We start from the raw sequence: 18,118 nt of genomic DNA, 5'->3' as shown, positions 1-18,118 counted from the left end.
ATTTATGGGACAGGGCATCGTTATTATTACCGCCATGCCGGAAGAGCTTGCGCAAGTGCATATTCCGGAGAACATCGCGATTTATTATTCCGGCATCGGCAAGGTGAATGCCACGATTGCGGCAATGAAGGCCATTCACGAGCAATCGCCTTCCCTCATCGTCAATTTCGGTACGGCGGGCAGTGTTCAGCCCGGCTTGCTAGGGTTGTTACCCATTCGCCGGGCGCTACAGCGTGATGTAATCACCACTATGGCGCCACGGGGTCACATGCCGTTTTGTTCCCGACCGCAGGTTTATACCTCGGCGGTAAACGGCGGCTACACCTGTGGCACCGGCGACAGCTTCGTGACATCCCCCGATCCCTGGTTTCAGGAGTCGGGTATTGAAGTGGTTGATATGGAGTTGTTTGCGATTGCCGCTGTGGCGCACGAGCATGGGGTGCCGTGGCTTTCCTATAAATATGTCACGGATTACGCCGATGAAAAGGCGGTGGAAGTCTGGCAGCGGGGCAAGCATTTGGGGCAGCAGCAATTCCTGGATGTATTGGCCACACTTTAGCGACGGAAACGATTGAACCCCATACAGTCAACATAATATGAGCTGGGTCACACGAAGCTATCGCAATTTACTGGTTACCACAATGATGGGTTTGGTTGCCCTGTTGGGGGTGCCCATGTTTTTGTACGTCACGATCGCCTACACCCAGCAGCAGGTTGAAGACCGCGGGCAAATTCTTTATCACCTGGCCAATACGGCGGCAATTGCGATTTCCGAGAACCTGCGTGAGCGTAGTCGGGAAGTGGAGCTGCTGGCCCGCAGCCCTTTGTATGTGAATGCCGATTTCAGCAGTTCCGAGTTTCGTGCCAGTTTGGAACGTTTACAGCAGTCGTATCCCTACTATTCGTGGATTGGGCTAACCGACATAAACGGGGTGGTTCAAGCGGCAACGGGGGGGTTATTGGCAGGACAAAGCGTTGCACAGCGGCCTTGGTTCCAGGAGGCAAAAAAAGGCGTGTATGTAGGTGATCTGCATGAAGCGAAACTTTTGGCGAATCTGCTGCCGTCACCTTCGAATCAGGTCGGCCCGATACGTTTTATTGACTTTGCTGTTCAAGTGGAGAACGCACAAGGACAGCCGCGGGGTGTGTTGGGCGTGCATGCTCACTGGGGGTGGTCTGAAGATCTGCTGGAACTGATAACACCGCAAGACGCGGATGATGAGCAAGTTGAGTTTTTTATAGTGAATGGAGAGGAGGAAATTATTTTCCCCGATTCACCTTCACAGCATGATTCCCTGCTGGTTCCGGTCGTGAAGGAGGGAGACGCGGTGCGATATGCGTCGTGGGGTAGCGATGTGCGCTATTTGACGTCGGCCGTCGCGGTGAACAGCCCCGACTCTACTGTACCGTTGAACTGGAGGGTGATGGTGCGGCAACCTGAATCTAAAGTGCTGGAGCACGCACGTGGCTTGCAAAAGGCCATCCTCACTGTATTTGGGGTGGGGCTGGTGTTGTTCCTGATATTGGCCTGGTTGCTGAGCCGCCAATTAGGCCGCCCTATTCAACAGCTTACCCACATTGCCCAAGCCATTGCACAGGGCAAGCCGGCCCGGTTCAACCTGACGCTGCATACGGCTGAAATGCGCGCATTGAATCAGGCTTTACAAGAGATGGCTTCGCGTTTGTTGCAAAATCAACACGAGCTTGAAACGGCCGCGCGTGAGTTGGAGAGCAAGGTTGAACAAAGAACCCAGGAGTTGGCTGAGGCCAATACCAAATTAGCGGCTCAGGCGCGTAGCGATGTATTAACCGGGTTGCCTAACCGGCTGGCCGCCAACGAGTTCCTCGGGCATGAGTTCCATAACCTGAAGCGTGGCCGTGAACCGTATTCAATCGTGATGTTCGACATTGACTACTTCAAGAAAGTGAATGACACATACGGCCATGCCGTGGGCGATCAGGTGCTTCAGCATGTAAGCCGTATTCTGGCTGAAAGTGTCAGGGAAAATGATTTTGTCGGGCGTATGGGCGGCGAAGAGTTCGTGGCGGTTCTTCCGTTAACGCCTTTAAGTGATGCATTGCGGGTTGCCGAAAAAATTCGGGCGCGTGTGGATGCCGCAGCGCTTGAGCCGGTCGGGTCAATTTCTATCAGTGCCGGTGTCGCGGTTGCGCACGCCGGCCAGGCAAGTGCCGATGAGGCGGTTATTCAGGCCGACGCCATGTTGTATGAGGCCAAGCGGGCCGGTCGCAACCGGGTGATGCCGGAGGCCCCATAGCGGTCTTGCGCCTTGATTGGTTGTCAGAACGACGCGGCGACGCGGAACATAATGCGTGTACCGGTCTCGCTGAAGTCGTTGTCTTCCTTCCATGGTGTGGAAACGTATACCTGGCCCTGAATGTTGTCGTTAATTCGGGCACGTACGCCGACACCTACCGACCCAAGCGCCTGGGTGCGATAATCGACGCTGACGTCGTGGTTGCGTACGTAGCCGTAGTCTATGAAGGTGAAGGCCGACGTATCACTGATGTGGGGAAGATTCGCGTTGAATGTTTGATTAAGTTCCAGTGAAACGGCAACGCCGCTGTCGCCTTTAGCGGTGGCGCTGTCGAAACCGCGTCCGTAGAGTGAGCCGCCAAGGTCAAGCTGCAAGGAAGGGGGCAAAGGGTCGGGTGAATATTGCAGCGTACCTTGCAGGGTCAGGGCGCCGCCTTCCCAAAGCGCATGTTGGAGCAAGGCATTTAATTGGGTGAAGCGATAATGGTCCGGCACGCCTGGGCGGGAACTGAGTGGATCGTCGGAAGTGGTATAACCGAGGCCACGCAGGCCGATACCCCATGTCCCCTCTATGTTGAAAAAACCTCGTTCAAGTTCCTGGTCGTAGCTTAAGCCCGCGGTGGCCCAGCGGTAGCGGTCTCGACCGGCATGATTGCCCCCAATACGCAGGTCGCTGTTTTCAAAATTAATTTCCGCCGTCCCGAACAAACTATGCGAAATACGGCGGATAAAGGGGTAGCGAACAAAGAGGGTGCCCGATACCGTTTGCGCATTCACATTCAACGATTCAAGTGCTCCACCGGGTTTCGATCCAACGTAGGCTACCGTGTAGCCGGCATGCAAACCGTTTGAACCGATGGGGTAGTCTTGCGACAGTTGAAGAAGGGCCAGTTCGCTGGGTTGATTCGGAACCGTTACCCCCGCAATGGTGGTTGTTTCAAATAAACCAAGCTGGTCGTTCAGGTCGATTGTGCCGGTAAGCTCTGCGCGGCCGATTTCCCGACTACCGAAGTTATCGAGGCCCACCTGGGCGGCCATCGGTGTACGTGTGACGCGCAGGTGCAGGCGCCCGCCTTTTCCGGGGGCGTCTGGGCGGGTTGCCACGCCGTCGATGGTTAGCCCGCCCAGATCGCTCATAAGCAGGAGTATGCGTTCGACTTCAGCGACGGGAACAGGTGCAAAATCGAGCAGGCGATCAATGTAGGGGGCGAGCCGCGTATCAATGTTCGGGATATCGCTTTCAATCGTGATTTCATCGAACCCTGTTTCGTAGAGTTTGATTACGATATGGCCGGAATCAAAATCCTGGCTGGGGACGATGACATCGGAGAAATAGCCTTCTTGCCGGTAAATGGCTTCGATTTCACGCGCGATTCGGTACAGCTCGGCCAGACTTATCGTGGTGTCGAGCTTATCTTGCCATGCCGCAGCCAGTTGCGTTTGGGGAACCGTTTGCGCACCGTCTACGACCAGGGAGCGTAGTGTGAAAGTAATGCCTTCTGCTTCCTCTTCCGGTATTTGCTTGCGCTCGTCGATAACGGTGATATCGATTTGGCCTTGTTTGGGAATGGGCTTAACCCGGCGCAGCAGTTCAGCCTGGTTGGCCAGGGTGCGGTCGAGTGCGGCACCGGTTTGCGCGTGTGCAGGGCTTGTTGGCGCGGTTGCCAAAAGAAGACTCAGGCTCAGTAATCCGGCAATGTTGTACTTTCTTAACGGCAAAGGAGCTCCCTGCATTTTGCTTTGTTTCTTCATCACATCGATATTGAACGACTTGGTTTTTATTCAGACCCATGGCGCGATGGGGCCAGGCCGTTGTCCGGCACAATTTCCAGCGCAATCAGACGGGTAAGCGAGTCGGCAAGGTTTTGCAGGTCTTCAGTCCAATCGGCAAAGGCGTCTTCCTGAGCTGTGGTGGCGACCGCAATGGTGATGCGCTCGCCAGTGGGCGAGCGGTCGGCAGGCAGGGTGGCGACCATGGAAGCGTAGCCGCCGAAAAGTGGGGATTGAAATATCCAGTCGCGCGACATAAAAACCCCCAATCCGTAGTAAAAATTGCGGCTCATGGTGTGACACGAGCGGCAACCTTCCAGTGGCGCACCAAAACCGACTAAAGTGGGTTCAATCATTTGCCGGCGCATCGGCTCGCTTAAGAAGCCGGTTTTCCCAACCAAGGTATCGAAGCTGCGCGCCATGTCGTCGATTGTGGTCACTTGCACCGCGCCTTCCGGAAGTGTCCAGGAGGGATTCCAGAATGTGGCGTCTTCATAAATGCCACGTTCCGCACTGTAGGCATGGATGACCGGGTCGGGAATATAGGGTGTGTCGATGGAAAGCGTTTGCTTGAGTTTCAACGGCTCAAGGATGTTTTCCCGAATGAGCTGTTTCAATGGTTTGTGGGTGGCTGCCTCCATTACCTCGGCCAGAATAACGTAGCCGGCGTGCGAGTAGTCCCAATTTTTACCTGGCTCGAACACGCGAGTGGCGTCGATACTGATTTTGATTCTTTCTGCGTTCGTCCAGTTACGGAACGGATCGTCGTAGAAGGCTTCTATAAATTTTGCATCGGCAACGTAATCGGGATAGCCCGATGTCATGTTCGACAACATGCGGGGCGTTACTTTGTCGGCATAAGGTAAATGCGGTAGCCATTTGATAATAGGCGTGTCGAGGTTGATAAGACCTTGCTCGGCCAACTTCAGCAAGGTGGCCGCCATATAGGCAATGGTTACTGCACCGTTACGGAAATGACCGCCTGTCGTTGCCGGTACATTCGGCATGGCCTGCCCTTGAGCGTGGGAAAAAACCGGTTCGCCGTTCACACGCACCTGAACCAGCAAAGAAGCCAGTTTTTGCTCGTCGAAAAACTGTTCTGAAACCGTTTTCAAGCGGTCGGGGTCAACGGCCGTGCTATTTGTTTTGGCCGTGCTGAGGCCCGACCAAAACAGCAAGCATAAGGCAAGGCCAAGGGTGTAGATATGAGTATGAATTTTCACGAGCGTTCCCTGGATTTTTGCGCCATTTTCCAAGGGATGAGTGGATGTGTCAACGCATGCATACCCTTCATTGGTGCCGCTTGTAGGGGTTTAAACCTGATTGTGGGCGATGCGTGTCCATCGTATGCTTGATTTCACGCAAGCAGGCGTAATTCAACTAAAGGGCACAAAATGAATGAACTGAACGGTTATGATTTTGAAGATCTTTCCATCGGCGATACGGCCACTTTTGCAAAAACCATTACTGAAGCGGATATCGTGTTGTTTGCCGGTGCGTCGGGCGACAACAACGCGGTGCATTTGAATGAAGAGTTTGCCCAAACTACGCCGTTCAAGGGGCGTATTGCGCATGGGATGCTTACGGCCAGCGTGATTTCAGCCGCCATTGCCGGGCGTATGCCTGGGCCCGGCACAATTTACCTGAATCAAAATTTGCAGTTCAAGGCGCCTGTGCGGCCCGGAGAAACCGTGCATGCCACTGTCACGGTGAAAGAGTTATTCCCCGAAAAGCGCCGGGTATTGCTTAGTACGGTGTGTACGGTGAAGGGAAAGGTGGTGATCGACGGCGATGCGTTAGTCATGCCTACGGCGCGCATTTTATAAGCGGGCTGCGTTTAACCGGCTGTCTGTCAAACACAAGCGATTGCACTTTCGGGATAACGGTCTGCACCTGTGGGATAGTGTGCGGTGCAGCCCTGTTCCCATAATGCTTCTGTCAAATATCTATAAAGCAATTCAAAATTGACAGGAGACAAATCATGCAGGACATGCAAGAGAAGGTGGCCATTGTCACCGGCGGTGCAACGCTTATTGGTGCCGCTGTAGCGCAGGCTTTTCACGACCGCGGCGCTGCGGTGGTGATTGCCGATATCGACGAAGAAGGGGGCGCCCGGGTTGCAGGCAAGCTGGGTGCGCGTGCCTTGTTCGTTAAAACAGATCTTTCCGACGACACTCAAATAGCGTCGTGCGTGAAAGAAGCCGTCGTCCAATTCGGCGGTATCGATTTTCTGGTGAACCTGGCGTGTAGTTATGTTGACGATGGCATCGAGGCGACCCGCGATGATTGGCATCAAAGCTACGACGTGAATGTGGTGGGTTCAGTCATGATGATGAAGGCCTGCCGCCCGCATATGATCCAGCGCGGTGGCGGGGCCATTGTAAATTTCAGCAGCATTAGCGCCAAGGTCGCGCAAACAGGGCGTTGGCTTTACCCCGTAACCAAAGCTGCCATTGCGCAGCTAACACGCAATATGGCCATGGATCTGGCTCAAGACCGAATTCGCGTGAACTCGGTTTCCCCGGGTTGGACATGGTCGCGCATTATGGATGAACTCACGGGCGGTGATCGTGCGAAAACCGATCGCGTTGCTGCGCCGTTCCACTTGCTGGGTCGAGTGGGGGATCCAGCCGAGATTGCGCAGGGGGTCGTGTTCCTGTGTTCGTCCAACGCTTCTTTCATCACCGGAACCGACCTGGCCGTTGATGGCGGCTATAGCGCCATGGGGCCGGAGCAGGCGGTTCCCGCCATTCCCCGTCTTTGTGAATAACCGGAGTTAAGCCATGAAAATAGCGATCATTGGTGCCGGTTTTGCCGGCTTGTCAGCAGCGAAAGTTCTTACCCAATTTGGACACGACGTGACCGTGTTCGAGAAAGCACCCGATGTAGGAGGGGTGTGGAGCGCCACGCGCCGGTATCCCGGATTGCGTACGCAAAACAATAAAGATACGTATTTCTTGTCAGACTTTCCGATGCCCGCCGAGTATCCTGAATGGCCTACGGGTGAGCAGGTGCAACGCTATTTGGCGGCTTTTGCCAAACATTTCGATCTGGAGCGTCGCATCCATTTGAATACTGAAGTGTTGCTGGCCGAGCCTGAAGGTGAGAAAGGGTGGCACATTAAAGCGCGTAGTACCCGTTCGGGGCTGGAGTCGGATTATCAGTTTGAACATCTGGTTGTGGCTAATGGGATTTTTTCCGAGCCCTTTATTCCTCCGTATCCCGGGGTGGACGAGTTTAAGGCGGCCGGCGGGCGGTTGTGTGCCACTTCGGAATTCAATCATATTGAAGAGGCGCGCGGCAAAAATGTCTTGGTGGTGGGTTACGGTAAATCATCGTGTGATGTGGCAGCCGCCATCGGTGAGGTAGCGGCGTCAACCAAAGTGATTGCGCGCGAACTGCTCTGGAAAATGCCGCGCAAAATCATGAATGTATTGAACTACAAGTACTTGATGCTGACGCGTATGGGCGAAGCTTTGTTCCCTTACATTGAAGTCAAAGGATTCGAGCGCTTTTTGCATGGCCCGGGCCGAGGCGTGCGCGACAGCATGATCGGCTCGTTGCAGAAAGTCGCTACCAAGCAGTTGAAGCTCGACAAATTGGGTTTAGTGCCCGAGGGTACGTTCGACCGCATTGCCCGAAGCACGGTCAGTTTGTCAACTGATGAGCTTTATGAACAGGTTATGGCCGGTAAAACGGAAGTGGCTCGTGAGTGTGATATTACTTCTTTGGGCGCCCGTGACGGTAAGCCGGTTGCCACGCTAAGCGATGGGCGCACGGTACCAGCCGACTTGGTGGTCTGCGGTACCGGCTTCAAGCAGGTTGTACCTTTTTTACCGCAGTCGGTTCAGGACGAAATCACCGACGAGCGGGGGAACTTCGAGTTGTATCGCCAGATTCTGCCGTTAACGGTAAAACGCCTGCATTTCTGCGGCTATAACTCCTCGTTCTATAGTCCGCTAAGCGCCGAGGTGGCGGCGTTGTGGATCGCCGCCCATTTGATGGGCGGGCTCAACCTGCCGCCATTGGACGAGCGTCACGAACATGTACGCCGTCGCCTGAAGTGGATGGAGGAACGAACCGAAGGCAAACATGCGCGTGGGACCAACATTATTCCGTTCTCCATGCATAACGTGGATGAAATGCTGGATGAAATTGGCATTAACGTGGGCCCCTTCACCCGTTTCAAACAGTGGCTGTTACCGGTGAACGCGCGCAACTACCGAATGGTGACGCATAAACTGCTGGAGCGCCAAAAAAAAGCGCAGGCTAACCCCGCAAGGTTTGTGAAGGCAGCTCATTGAACTGCTTTCGATAAGCTTGCGTAAAGTGACCCAAGTGGCCGAATCCCCAATCAAGCGCCACTTGGGTGACGCTAACGGGTTGCCCGGCGTGGCGTGCCTGAAGCAGTGTTTCACGTACTTTTTGCAGCCTGACCTTGCGCACGAACCCCATGGGGCTGATGCCGCGGTAGGCTTGGAACCCTTTATAAAGGCTACGCGTGCTGATATGCGCATGCTGCGCTAAATCCTGCATGGTAATGGGTTCGCAGCAGTGGGCCAGAATGTACTCCTCGGCCCGGCGAATATAAGGCAGGTCCGGCGTGGGGGCCGGGTTCAACAGCGCTTCGGCATAATTGTGCGGGTGTCGTTCCAGCAGGGTGGTGGCCAGCAATTGTTCCAGTTGGCTGGTTACGAGGTTCTGCCGACCGGCACCGTGAATAAACTGACTGGTGGTTAGAAACGCAACAAGCTCTTGCCATGCCAACCCGCCGCCGTGAGTTAGGTTCATACCCAGTTGAAACTCAATGGGTTTGGAAATCGGGTGCCCCAGCGCGGCGGCACAGGCCGCTTCCAGCACGGCACGTTCGATTTTTACAATAAGCTGGTCGCATACACCTTGCCATTGCATGTGAACCGGCAAGGAAGGCGTTAACACCGAAGCCATACTGGGTGTGGAAAGGATTTTCTCGTTGCCGCAGCGGATATTCGCCTGGCCCGCCATGGGCATTTGAATCAGCAGGAAATTATCGAGCGATTCCGGTTCAATGGTGACGTTGGCACCATAACGCAGGCGGTTGATAGAGGCACCGCCCAGCGCGATGTGGTCCATTTCCGCGTCCAGCTTCTGACGTTTGCCGCGCACGCTGAGTTCGTGCGGCTTGAAAATACGCCCGACAGTATCGCGCGTTTCATCGAGGTCGCACGAATGAAACAGGCGATGCGCGGCCAGACGGCCGACCAGTTCGGGTTCTTTTTGAAGCGGTTCCATGCGAGCCTCCGTAGAACAGGGCGCGCCGATACAACTGGTGCGGTAAGGTTGAATAATTTGGTTGGTTAAGACTTAACCAGTTTATTCTACATTACGCCAATGATCTAAAAACAGTTGCCTGATTTGCCCGCTCTCGGGTTGCCAGCCGAATAGCGTAAGCCATTGATTATCGACCAGATTTTTAATCGCTTCATGACGCTGGTAAATGGCAAAAATGGCCGATTCCGGCGCGGCGATATACACCTGAAGCCTCAGTGGTTCATGTCGCCAGCTTTGCCCGTCGTGCAGCGATTGCATGGGCAATCCAATACGCAAATCCCCCCCGTTTCCCTCGAAGACACCGATGTGCCCCCCCACAACGTTGTGCAGCATTTTATTGCCGCTACCGTAATGAAGATTGTCGACCATCGACGCGTAATACTGCATGTTGATCCATTGTGTCACTACCATGGGGGCGGTCATGATTTGTTCCAGCACCGCACTGTTTGGATCTTCAAGCCAATCGTAATCATGCAGAAAACTTCTTCCTTGCAAATCAAGATGACGCGTGGCCGACCGCGGCGCAACGATGAAGGCGGCATTGTTGGCCAGCCCCCATTCGGGCCTGAGTTCAGACCAATCGCGGGCGCGTCGCTCCAGGGCACGATGGAGTCGGGCGTCATCCATGGGCTTCAATCCCAATGCGGGTGCGCGGCGCCGTCGGGCCAGCTTACACGCTTCTGCCAGCCAGGTCTTGAGTGTATCGGGCAATAGGTTTTTGGGGTAATCAATGTCGTCGGTGACGGTGTTGTGCAAAGCGGCCACAAACTGCGTGTTTTCCGGAATGGCAATACCCAGTTCCGCCAAGTGTTCCCGCAGCATCGGTGTATTGAGCAGATCAGCCAGTATTTGGGCATTTGTCAGCCCGGATTGGCCACCGCACGCGCCACAGTTCAGGCCGGCTGCATGGGCGTTGTTGCGGGTCGTACTACCGTGACCCACCAGTAAAACAGTTGGGGCGAAATGACTCGTCAAGCCGATGGCGCGAAGTATTCGACTGAGCATTTCAGCCGTATCCTCAGCGCTCAGTGGCGTGCCGGCGCGCTCCAGCAACCAACCGGTGCGGGGCGGTTGCAGGCGTCCTGGGTGGTTGACACGTGCGGGGAAGAACGTATCGCGGGCCAGTTTCAATGCATAACCCAAACCCAGGCTCTCAACCAGGCTGAATGTGGACGCCGGGCCATCGCTCATGGTGCTTAACCGAGCCTGCCGGTTTCTTTTCCTGCCTAAATTTACAGCATTGAGCGCCGCGTGACTGACTTGGATTTGGGGTGCCAGTAGGCCGGGAAGGTTGGGCTCATAACAGTCGGACCCCGGCTCATTCACCGCAATGGGCAAGCCGAAGAAGCCGGCAAATCCTTTTGTTTGAATTGCGTCACTTTGCGCCTCCAGCGCCGCGCGCAGGGGTTCCGACCGAACATCAATGCAGAATACCGCTTGTAACTGCACAGGCGCATGCGTGGGTGCTGGAGGGGTCTTGCGCAGCTGTGTGCACAATGACTCTTCATAAGCCAGTTCGTTGGCCAGTTGCCAGCACCAGCGCAGGCGCTGTTGTTCCGCATGCTCAGCGATTAAAGTGGGCAGCGTTGGCCATTGTTCGCTCCAGTAGTCGCGAAGCTTTGGCTGGAGTTCCCGATGGTTAAGAGCGCAATGGCGCCATAACACCCACTCCCAAGCCAGCCTCACGGCCAAAAGTTGGGGCATCAAGGAAAAGTGGACGTTGCCTTGCAATTGTTGCTGCCACTCCTGGTAGGCAACCCAACTGGCCCAGCCATTAATGTCGAGCAATAACGCATGCAGATACTCCGGAACGTGCCGGGCGCCGGCTGCAAGGTCATGTAGTGCAAAGTCGATGAGGGTGTTGTAATCGCGTGGCAGGGTTTTGAAGATGTCGAGCAAACCCTGTTCACCCATCAGAATTTCCAGGCCGTTGTCATGCTGAATGGTTTCAAGCCACGTGTGATAAAGGTCAAACGTCGATGCTTGATTCTGTACATTGCGCTCTGCTGTTTGAAAAACCATGGCGCAGGTTTGGCTCATCTGGTGCACGGCTTCATCTTGCCAGCTCATGCGGTGTGCGACCCCTTGCAGGCGGTCCATCCAGCTCGTTACGTTCATCCACCGCCGGGGTGACGTTTTTTGCCGTAGATGATCGAGCAAGTCCGATTCGTTAACGTCAAGGCTCAGTAACCGGGCGGCTTGCTGTAAATGGCGGCTTTGAATTTCTTTTTGCCAGCGTTCCTCAAAATAGCCGGTGGGCATGAGCATGCGCGCGCCCGACAGCGCGCCCAATAACGCGGCGGTGTCGGGCATTGTGCGGTTGCGCAGTGTCCACCAGGGGTTTACCGCAATCAGGCGATCCAATGGCCAGTTAGGGGCGATCCGACCACAGGCGTCAGCGACCGCCTGTTGATAAGTGCCGGCTTTCAGCGATTCAGGGGCATCCACAATGGTATTCATGATGAGGAACTCTTAAAGGGGGCGACATGGTCGGTTGCGAAGGGATAACGTTGCGTGGGGAAGCGCAGTGGCCAGATGGCGAGCGTTGTGTAGGTGGCCCATTCATCCAGATAGAACCCGGCGTAAAGGCGTCGGGCGAGGCGACGCGATGTGGCATTGCCGGGCGCGTGGCGCAACATGACATGACCGATAAACAACATCACGACCAGCAAACTGACCCAGATGTCGGCAACCGGCCCCGCTACGGCTGGCATGTCGCCAAGCAGGTAACCGGCTCCACTCTTCAGTACCGTATAAAACGCGACAATACCGATGGCCAGAGGAATGAAGAACGCCATATCACTACGCACGCGGGTACTGCCTTGCTCGGCCAGAACAGCCGTAAGGGCGGCAGCCATAAACAGCCAGGGGCTGATAAGGGCTAACTTGTTGCTTAGCACGGCCGCCACCCCGGTGATGGCAATGGCCACGATGGCCGACAGTATCCACGTTGTGCGAGTGGGGGGGGCCGGTGGCGCCAGCCAGACACACCGCCAAACCTGGGTAGTAGTGTTTGCGCTGAGGAAGGAATAGGCTTTGTAGCAAGAGTGGGCTACCAAATGCAGCAGCGCCAGTTCGAACAGCCCAAGCGCGCATTCAATGAGCATGAGTGCCATTTGCGCGCAGGTTGACCAGGCCAGTTTCACTTTCACGCTGACACGCATTGCCATGCTTAGCGCCGCAATGACTGCAGTGGCGCCCGCAACCAGCAGAATCAACCATTGAGCCGGCCCTGATTGCAGCCACACCGGGCCAAACAGCATGAGCAGATACCCACCCAGGTTCACAATGCCGGCATGAAGCAACGCCGAAATCGGTGTGGGCGCTTCAACCACTTGCATGAGCCAGCCGTGCGTGGGCAACTGCGCGCATTTAATCAGTGCAGCAAAGGCAATGAGTACCGCGGCAACGTGTAGCTCCAGACCCATGTCTGCCACAGGATAGCGCGCAACAATCTCACTGACCGACCAGGTGCCGTGCTCGATGCGAAGAATAATGAACGCCGCCAGCAAGGCCAGCTCGGCAACGCGCGCGAACAGAAATTTCTTATGTGCCGCCAAGGCTGCACGGGGCCGATTGGGGTAGAAGGTTAATAAACCGTGCAGGCATAAACTGATGGCGGTCCAACCCAGCAAGACAACCAAAAGGTGATCGCTTATGAGCACCGTGGCCACACTGGTTAAAGTAAGCAGCAAGGTGACGTCATAATGTTGCCGCCGGGGCTCGCCGTCGAGATAGCGTTCACTGAAGTGGTGCAGAATCACGCCAATAAAACCCACCAGCGCCAGCATGACGGCGCCCACCTTCGACGGCGACAGCCAGGCAAAAGTGATGTCGCCCGTACTGGGTAAAAGTTGCAAGATCAGAACGGCAAATCCCGCCGCACCGGCCAAATACACAATACGGCCGCTTAAACGTCGCGCAGCCGATGTAGGCTGAATACTTACAATCAGTGCCGCCAACAAGTACGCCAGCGGTAGCGCCATCATTAATATCGACCCCGCCCAGTTAAGTGAAGACATGAAACTTTTCCTTTATTTTCAATGTGTGGGAAGTATGACAATGGGCACTCATAAAGTAAAATAGATAAATATTAAATAATCGTTCACTTTTAAAGAACAATTAAAGACATGAGCCGACTCAACTACCATCATCTTTACTATTTTTGGCGCGTGGCCACTGACGGCAATCTGACGCGTGTGGCGAAGGCCTTGCATGTATCGCAGTCGGCTTTGTCGGCGCAGATTCGGCAGCTTGAAGAAAGCATGGAGGTCACGTTGTTTGATCGCCGAGGGCGTGGTTTGACCTTAACCGAGGCGGGGCAGCGGGTTCTGGCCTATGCGCAAGACATATTCGCAAAAGGCGAAGAGCTTGAAGCGTTGTTGCGCCGGGGTGTGGAGCCCAGCATTCAAACCTTGCGAATCGGGGTTTTGTCGACCATGTCACGCAACTTCGTTAAAGCGTTGGTCGCCCCTTTGCTGCAGAATACGTCGGTGCGAATGAACCTGTATTCAGCCGATTTGGTCAGCCTGCTAGACGGCATGACAAAGCATCGGTTAGATCTCGTTTTGTCGAATGTGAACGTCGTTTCAGACAATCATTTGGATGCCGCGCAGCAACAGCTTTGGCAAAGCCAATTGTTGGCGCGCCAACCGGTATCCATTGTGGGGCCCGCGCGCGATAAGCCAAATCAGGGGTTTCCGGAAGGGTATCGCGAAAAAGCGTGGATATTGCCGGGGCGTTCAAGCGACATTCGCACCGCCTTTGATGGGTTCTGCGCGATGTGGAATCTTGATCCCGTGGTGCGCGCCGAGGCCGACGACATGGCCATGCTGCGTTTGTTGACGCGCGACAGCGGCGCATTGTCAGTGCTGCCGCCGGTGGTGGTGCGCGACGAAATTGAACAAGGCACACTGGTGGAATACTTGCCGTTACCCAACGTGTTCGAAAGCTTTTACGCCATTACGGTTAAACGGCAGTTTATGCCCGAGGCGCTGGCCTCGCTGTTGGCTCGCCCCGCGCTGGATGCGTTAGTGCCGGTACCGGGGCACGAATGATTTTTTAAGGGGCACATGTCACATTCCTGGTCTTTCACTCGTCTATAGAGGGAATCATTTAAATAGAGAGGATGAAATGGAACCAAGACTGGACTATTTTTCTGCGGCCCCTGAGGTCGTGCGCGCCATGATGGCCATGCAGCGTTCTGTAGATAACTTAAGTTTGGAGCACGGTTTGGTGGAGCTGGTAAAAATACGGGCGTCGCAACTGAATGGATGCGCGTATTGCATTCATATGCACACCACCGATGCCAGAAAACACGGCGAATCGGAAATGCGCTTATATTTATTAAGTGCCTGGCGCGAGTCGCCTTTGTATTCCAAGCGCGAGCGCGCCGCATTAGAGTGGACGGAAACACTCACACTCATTGCCCAAACGCAGGTGCCCGACGACGCCTACGCATTGTTGAATGAACATTTTTCCGCCCAAGAGCAAGTTGAACTTACTTTGGCTATTACAACAATTAACGCCTGGAATCGCTTTGCAGTGGGGTTCCGCGCTGTTCATCCGGTTTAACCGGTTCGAGTTTCGTTAATGCAAACGCACGACACAAGCGCCGCAGAGTCATTTCACCCCTACCGAAGCCGCCTGATTCGGCTGGCTTACCGGATGGTGGGTACCATGGCCGATGCGGAGGATATTGTGCAAGATGCGTATTTACGCTGGCATCGAACCGATCGCGCCGGCGTTCAGGAACCCGTTGCGTTTCTGAGTCGAATCGTTACACGGTTGTGCCTCGACTTCCTGAAGTCGGCTCGCGTGCAGCGGGAGCAGTATATTGGCCCGTGGCTGCCCGAACCGGTTCTCGATTGGCACGAGGAAGGCGAAGACGGGGTGACCTTTGCGTTAATGCTGGCAATGGAACGGTTATCACCCCTGGAGCGGGCGGCGTTTTTGTTGCATGACGTTTTTGGTTTCTCATTTAATGAAGTTGCGCACGCAATTGGCCGGGACGCTGCTGCATGTCGGCAGCTTGCCGCCCGGGCGCGCACCCACGTTCGCAATTCACGCCCGCGTTTTCCCGTGTCGGCAGAGCAGAGCAAATCTATTGTGGACGCGTTTTTTACCGCAACGCGCGGTGGCGACCTGAATGCGCTTGTCTCACTATTGTCTGAAAATGTGGTGACCTACACCGACGGGGGGGGCAAAGTACCCTCGGCGTATCGGCCCGTTATGGGGTGCGATAAGGTAAGTCGTTTTTTTGTTGGGTTGCATCGCAAGCCAGGCTTTCATTCCCAACTGTTGGTGGCGCATTGCCGTATCGATGGATTACCCAGTTTTGTGTCGCTGGAACAAGGGCTGGTTCAAACAACGTCGCTCTTGATTGAGGATGATGTTATTTCAGCGATTTATATTGTTCGCAACCCCGACAAACTATCGGCCGGCATAATAAACCTGTCTTCAGTATGAAGGCCTTCTGCTAGGCCGGGGGGTGATCGGCCGCAATGGGGCCGGACATGGCGCGCACCGTTTCCAGTACTAAATTGATGATCGGGTTACTTAGGGCTTCGGCCCGATACATGATGCCAACCGGGTAATTCGATTCGAGATCACCCTGGGGCGCCAAGGCTACCTTATTCAGTTCAGCATAAGCCAGTGCTACCTTTTTGGGCAGAATGGAAAGCAGCGTTGTATGGTTCAACAACTCAATGGTGACGAACACCGATGTTGTTTCCACTTCAACCTGAGGCGCTTTGATACCCAGCGCGGCCAGTTTCGATGCCACCATGTTGTAAACGGCGCCGTGGCGTGCGGGCAGCATCCAATGGATGTTGCGCAGTATTTGCACGCGTTCTTGTGCATTTGCAGACAGTAATGGGTGGCGTGTGCTACACACAATCACGGTAGGCTCGTTGTACAACGCCTCGTGGCGCAGGTCGGGCGTGAGATTTTCCATCACAATCCGCCCCAGAACACAATCGATCTTGCCTTCCGAAAGTTGATCCAGCAAACGGTTTTCAACGGCTTCTTCTATTTCAATGGTGAGTCCGGGCCACGTGTTTTGCAGGGCGGCGTAAAGTTGCGGCAAAACTTCGGCAACTCCTACCGGGAAGACGCCCAGTCGTAAATGGCCCGTTCCCCCATTCAGGGCCGAACGCAATTCAGTCTGGGTGGCCTGTATTTCCGCCAGCAAAATGCCTGCTCTGCGCGCAAGTACTTCGCCCGCCGGTGTGGGAGTCAGCCCGCGCCGGTTTCGGGTGAAAAGCACTGTTTCGAATATATCCTCGATTTCCCTAAGTAGCTTGCTTGCAGTAGGTTGAGCCATATGCATTGTTTTGGCCGCCCGCCCCACATTCGGATCTTTGCCAAGCAAGTCCAGAAGCGCCAGATGGCGCAAACGCAGCCTTCCCATCAAGCGGCGAAAATCATTTTCAGTGTTCATTCAGACATTCCATTATGGAATTACAGAAGTATTTATATTCATGTATATGGTATTTCATAATCGTTGCATAAGTACTAATCTTGCTGCAAGCGTCTGTGATCCGGCGTGAGCGTTGCGTTTTGGCAAGGCAAATTGCGCTTGCCGCTTCATGCACTTCAACAGGAGATCTCATGTCTCGTAAATTATTTGCACTCATGGCAGCGGTCATGCTGTCGGCTTCTTCAGTCTCGTTTGCCCAAACTCCGATAAAAATCGGCCTTACGGGGACGTTTACGGGCCCTAACGCCTCCAACGGGATTCCTTATAGGGAAGCGGCTGAAGTTTTCCCAGCCACGATGGGCGGGCACCCCGTTGAATGGATTATTCTGGATGACGGCGGCGATGCAACCAGTGCCATGAAAAATGCCCGCCGTTTTGTTGACGTCGATAAGGTCGATGCCATTGTGGGCTCTACTTCGTCGCCAACCGCCATGACGCTGTTTGATATTGCCAACAACAGTAAAACAGCCCAGTTGGCCATGTCTCCCGTGGCGATTTCAGACGAGAAAAAACCGTTTGTGTTCAACGTTCCTCAGCCTGTGTCGTTGATGTCGGCCGCCATTGTCGACGACATGAAAAAGAACGGGGTGAAAACCGCTGCGTTCATCGGCTATGCCGACGGCTGGGGCGATCTTAACTGGAACATTTTCAAGGAGATGGCGCCCAAGGCCGGTATCGAGGTGTTGGCCGAAGAGCGCTACAACCGCACCGATCCTTCCGTGATTGCCCAGGTGTTGAAAGTGATTGCGGTTGATCCTGATGCCGTTTTCATCGGTGCCTCCACCACGCCCGCGGTGTTGCCGCATGCCACCCTGCGCGATCAAGGTTACGAGGGCCCGATTTATCAAACGCACGGTACAGTCGCTCAGGCATTCCTTGACGCAGGGGGTGAGGCGGTTGAGGGTGCACGCATGCCAACCGGCCCCATGGTGGCCGCCAATGAGCTGCCCGACAATAATCCAATCAAACAGGTCTCACTCGATTTCATCAAGAAGTATCAGGCCAAGTGGGGTGATGGCCCTGTCTCGCCTTTTGCCGGCTATGCGTGGGACGCCATGTTGATTTTGGATGCGGCCGCCGAGAAAGCACTGGCGACGGGCGCCAAACCTGGTACGGAAGCATTCCGCGTGGCCTTGCGCAACGGCATTCAATCGGGCGAGGAAGTTGTGGGAACCAACGGTGTGTATCGTTATACACCTGAAGATCATTATGGGCTCGACGAGCGTGCCCGCGTCATGATTACCGTTGAGGACGGCAAGTTCCGTTTGCTGGAAGAATAAAGC

General features: G+C 54.8%; 15 protein-coding genes. 9 read left to right on the top strand and 6 right to left on the bottom strand.

Annotation, left to right across the window (positions count from 1 at the left end; translation table 11 throughout):
• Positions 1-4 precede the first annotated feature (4 nt).
• Entirely contained in the window at positions 5-559 is a 555-nt protein-coding gene (locus G9Q38_RS14890) for a 5'-methylthioadenosine/S-adenosylhomocysteine nucleosidase family protein (protein WP_166132208.1), read from the top strand.
• A gap of 37 nt (positions 560-596) precedes the next feature.
• Positions 597-2,276 (top strand): sensor domain-containing diguanylate cyclase, encoded by a 1,680-nt coding sequence (locus tag G9Q38_RS14885; protein WP_166132207.1) that lies wholly within the window; start codon positions 597-599, stop codon positions 2,274-2,276.
• A 23-nt stretch (positions 2,277-2,299) separates the two neighbouring features.
• Here the strand turns inward: G9Q38_RS14885 and G9Q38_RS14880 are convergent, their stop codons facing one another.
• The gene (locus G9Q38_RS14880; RefSeq protein WP_166132206.1) at positions 2,300-4,009 is read right to left on the bottom strand and encodes a ShlB/FhaC/HecB family hemolysin secretion/activation protein; all 1,710 of its coding nucleotides are present in this window, start codon (positions 4,007-4,009) and stop codon (positions 2,300-2,302) included.
• A 44-nt stretch (positions 4,010-4,053) separates the two neighbouring features.
• Positions 4,054-5,268: a serine hydrolase domain-containing protein gene (locus tag G9Q38_RS14875; RefSeq protein ID WP_166132205.1), complete on the bottom strand. Its 1,215-nt coding sequence runs from the start codon at positions 5,266-5,268 to the stop codon at positions 4,054-4,056.
• Positions 5,269-5,439: 171 nt separating this feature from the next.
• Here G9Q38_RS14875 and G9Q38_RS14870 point away from each other — a divergent pair, with 171 nt between their 5' ends.
• The 3 genes from G9Q38_RS14870 (at position 5,440) to G9Q38_RS14860 (ending at position 8,349) form a co-directional block, all read left to right on the top strand.
• Positions 5,440-5,871 carry a MaoC family dehydratase gene (locus G9Q38_RS14870; RefSeq protein ID WP_114421445.1) on the top strand — a complete coding sequence of 144 codons (432 nt, stop codon included), beginning with the start codon at positions 5,440-5,442 and terminating at the stop codon, positions 5,869-5,871.
• 155 nt (positions 5,872-6,026) lie between these two features.
• On the top strand, positions 6,027-6,815 hold the full coding sequence (locus G9Q38_RS14865) for an SDR family oxidoreductase (RefSeq protein ID WP_166132204.1): 789 nt from the start codon (positions 6,027-6,029) through the stop codon (positions 6,813-6,815).
• A gap of 13 nt (positions 6,816-6,828) precedes the next feature.
• The gene (locus G9Q38_RS14860; protein WP_166132203.1) at positions 6,829-8,349 is read left to right on the top strand and encodes a flavin-containing monooxygenase; all 1,521 of its coding nucleotides are present in this window, start codon (positions 6,829-6,831) and stop codon (positions 8,347-8,349) included.
• Here G9Q38_RS14860 and G9Q38_RS14855 read toward each other — a convergent pair.
• From G9Q38_RS14855 to G9Q38_RS14845, 3 genes are all read right to left on the bottom strand, one after another.
• Positions 8,315-9,316, bottom strand: a complete 1,002-nt coding sequence (locus G9Q38_RS14855; RefSeq protein WP_166132202.1) for an AraC family transcriptional regulator — start codon at positions 9,314-9,316, stop codon at positions 8,315-8,317. The genes G9Q38_RS14860 and G9Q38_RS14855 overlap by 35 nt on opposite strands.
• An 81-nt stretch (positions 9,317-9,397) precedes the next feature.
• Positions 9,398-11,815 carry a YbcC family protein gene (locus tag G9Q38_RS14850; protein ID WP_166132201.1) on the bottom strand — a complete coding sequence of 806 codons (2,418 nt, stop codon included), beginning with the start codon at positions 11,813-11,815 and terminating at the stop codon, positions 9,398-9,400.
• The gene (locus G9Q38_RS14845; RefSeq protein ID WP_205962315.1) at positions 11,812-13,377 is read right to left on the bottom strand and encodes an NADH-quinone oxidoreductase subunit L; all 1,566 of its coding nucleotides are present in this window, start codon (positions 13,375-13,377) and stop codon (positions 11,812-11,814) included. Before G9Q38_RS14845 ends, G9Q38_RS14850 begins: the two co-directional genes overlap by 4 nt.
• Before the next feature lie 108 nt (positions 13,378-13,485).
• Here G9Q38_RS14845 and G9Q38_RS14840 point away from each other — a divergent pair, with 108 nt between their 5' ends.
• The 3 genes from G9Q38_RS14840 (at position 13,486) to G9Q38_RS14830 (ending at position 15,823) form a co-directional block, all read left to right on the top strand.
• Complete coding sequence (locus tag G9Q38_RS14840) at positions 13,486-14,412, top strand: LysR family transcriptional regulator (protein WP_166132200.1); 927 nt, start codon at positions 13,486-13,488, stop codon at positions 14,410-14,412.
• 76 nt (positions 14,413-14,488) lie between these two features.
• Positions 14,489-14,929, top strand: a complete 441-nt coding sequence (locus G9Q38_RS14835; protein ID WP_166132199.1) for a carboxymuconolactone decarboxylase family protein — start codon at positions 14,489-14,491, stop codon at positions 14,927-14,929.
• Between the two features lie 18 nt (positions 14,930-14,947).
• Positions 14,948-15,823: a sigma-70 family RNA polymerase sigma factor gene (locus G9Q38_RS14830; RefSeq protein ID WP_166132198.1), complete on the top strand. Its 876-nt coding sequence runs from the start codon at positions 14,948-14,950 to the stop codon at positions 15,821-15,823.
• A gap of 10 nt (positions 15,824-15,833) precedes the next feature.
• Here the strand turns inward: G9Q38_RS14830 and G9Q38_RS14825 are convergent, their stop codons facing one another.
• Complete coding sequence (locus G9Q38_RS14825) at positions 15,834-16,796, bottom strand: LysR family transcriptional regulator (RefSeq protein ID WP_166132197.1); 963 nt, start codon at positions 16,794-16,796, stop codon at positions 15,834-15,836.
• A gap of 170 nt (positions 16,797-16,966) precedes the next feature.
• Between G9Q38_RS14825 and G9Q38_RS14820 the strand changes: the two genes are divergently transcribed.
• Entirely contained in the window at positions 16,967-18,115 is a 1,149-nt protein-coding gene (locus G9Q38_RS14820) for an ABC transporter substrate-binding protein (RefSeq protein ID WP_166132196.1), read from the top strand.
• The last annotated feature ends 3 nt before the right edge of the window (positions 18,116-18,118 follow it).

Source organism: Pusillimonas sp. DMV24BSW_D, from assembly GCF_011388195.1.
Lineage (GTDB): Bacteria > Pseudomonadota > Gammaproteobacteria > Burkholderiales > Burkholderiaceae_B > Neopusillimonas > Neopusillimonas aestuarii.
The sequence above is the reverse complement of the archived record's forward strand: the minus strand, read 5'-3'. Positions and strand labels throughout refer to the sequence as shown.

What these genes read in the sequence shown, in the direction of transcription:
- G9Q38_RS14850 (WP_166132201.1), bottom strand. Translation starts at nt 11,815, where the DNA reads ATGAATACCATTGTGGATGCCCCTGAATCGCTGAAAGCCGGCACTTAT.
- G9Q38_RS14840 (WP_166132200.1), top strand. Translation starts at nt 13,486, where the DNA reads ATGAGCCGACTCAACTACCATCATCTTTACTATTTTTGGCGCGTGGCC.
- G9Q38_RS14830 (WP_166132198.1), top strand. Translation starts at nt 14,948, where the DNA reads ATGCAAACGCACGACACAAGCGCCGCAGAGTCATTTCACCCCTACCGA.
- G9Q38_RS14870 (WP_114421445.1), top strand. Translation starts at nt 5,440, where the DNA reads ATGAATGAACTGAACGGTTATGATTTTGAAGATCTTTCCATCGGCGAT.
- G9Q38_RS14865 (WP_166132204.1), top strand. Translation starts at nt 6,027, where the DNA reads ATGCAGGACATGCAAGAGAAGGTGGCCATTGTCACCGGCGGTGCAACG.
- G9Q38_RS14835 (WP_166132199.1), top strand. Translation starts at nt 14,489, where the DNA reads ATGGAACCAAGACTGGACTATTTTTCTGCGGCCCCTGAGGTCGTGCGC.
- G9Q38_RS14885 (WP_166132207.1), top strand. Translation starts at nt 597, where the DNA reads ATGAGCTGGGTCACACGAAGCTATCGCAATTTACTGGTTACCACAATG.
- G9Q38_RS14820 (WP_166132196.1), top strand. Translation starts at nt 16,967, where the DNA reads ATGTCTCGTAAATTATTTGCACTCATGGCAGCGGTCATGCTGTCGGCT.
- G9Q38_RS14855 (WP_166132202.1), bottom strand. Translation starts at nt 9,316, where the DNA reads ATGGAACCGCTTCAAAAAGAACCCGAACTGGTCGGCCGTCTGGCCGCG.
- G9Q38_RS14845 (WP_205962315.1), bottom strand. Translation starts at nt 13,377, where the DNA reads ATGTCTTCACTTAACTGGGCGGGGTCGATATTAATGATGGCGCTACCG.
- G9Q38_RS14890 (WP_166132208.1), top strand. Translation starts at nt 5, where the DNA reads ATGGGACAGGGCATCGTTATTATTACCGCCATGCCGGAAGAGCTTGCG.
- G9Q38_RS14860 (WP_166132203.1), top strand. Translation starts at nt 6,829, where the DNA reads ATGAAAATAGCGATCATTGGTGCCGGTTTTGCCGGCTTGTCAGCAGCG.
- G9Q38_RS14825 (WP_166132197.1), bottom strand. Translation starts at nt 16,796, where the DNA reads ATGAACACTGAAAATGATTTTCGCCGCTTGATGGGAAGGCTGCGTTTG.
- G9Q38_RS14880 (WP_166132206.1), bottom strand. Translation starts at nt 4,009, where the DNA reads ATGCAGGGAGCTCCTTTGCCGTTAAGAAAGTACAACATTGCCGGATTA.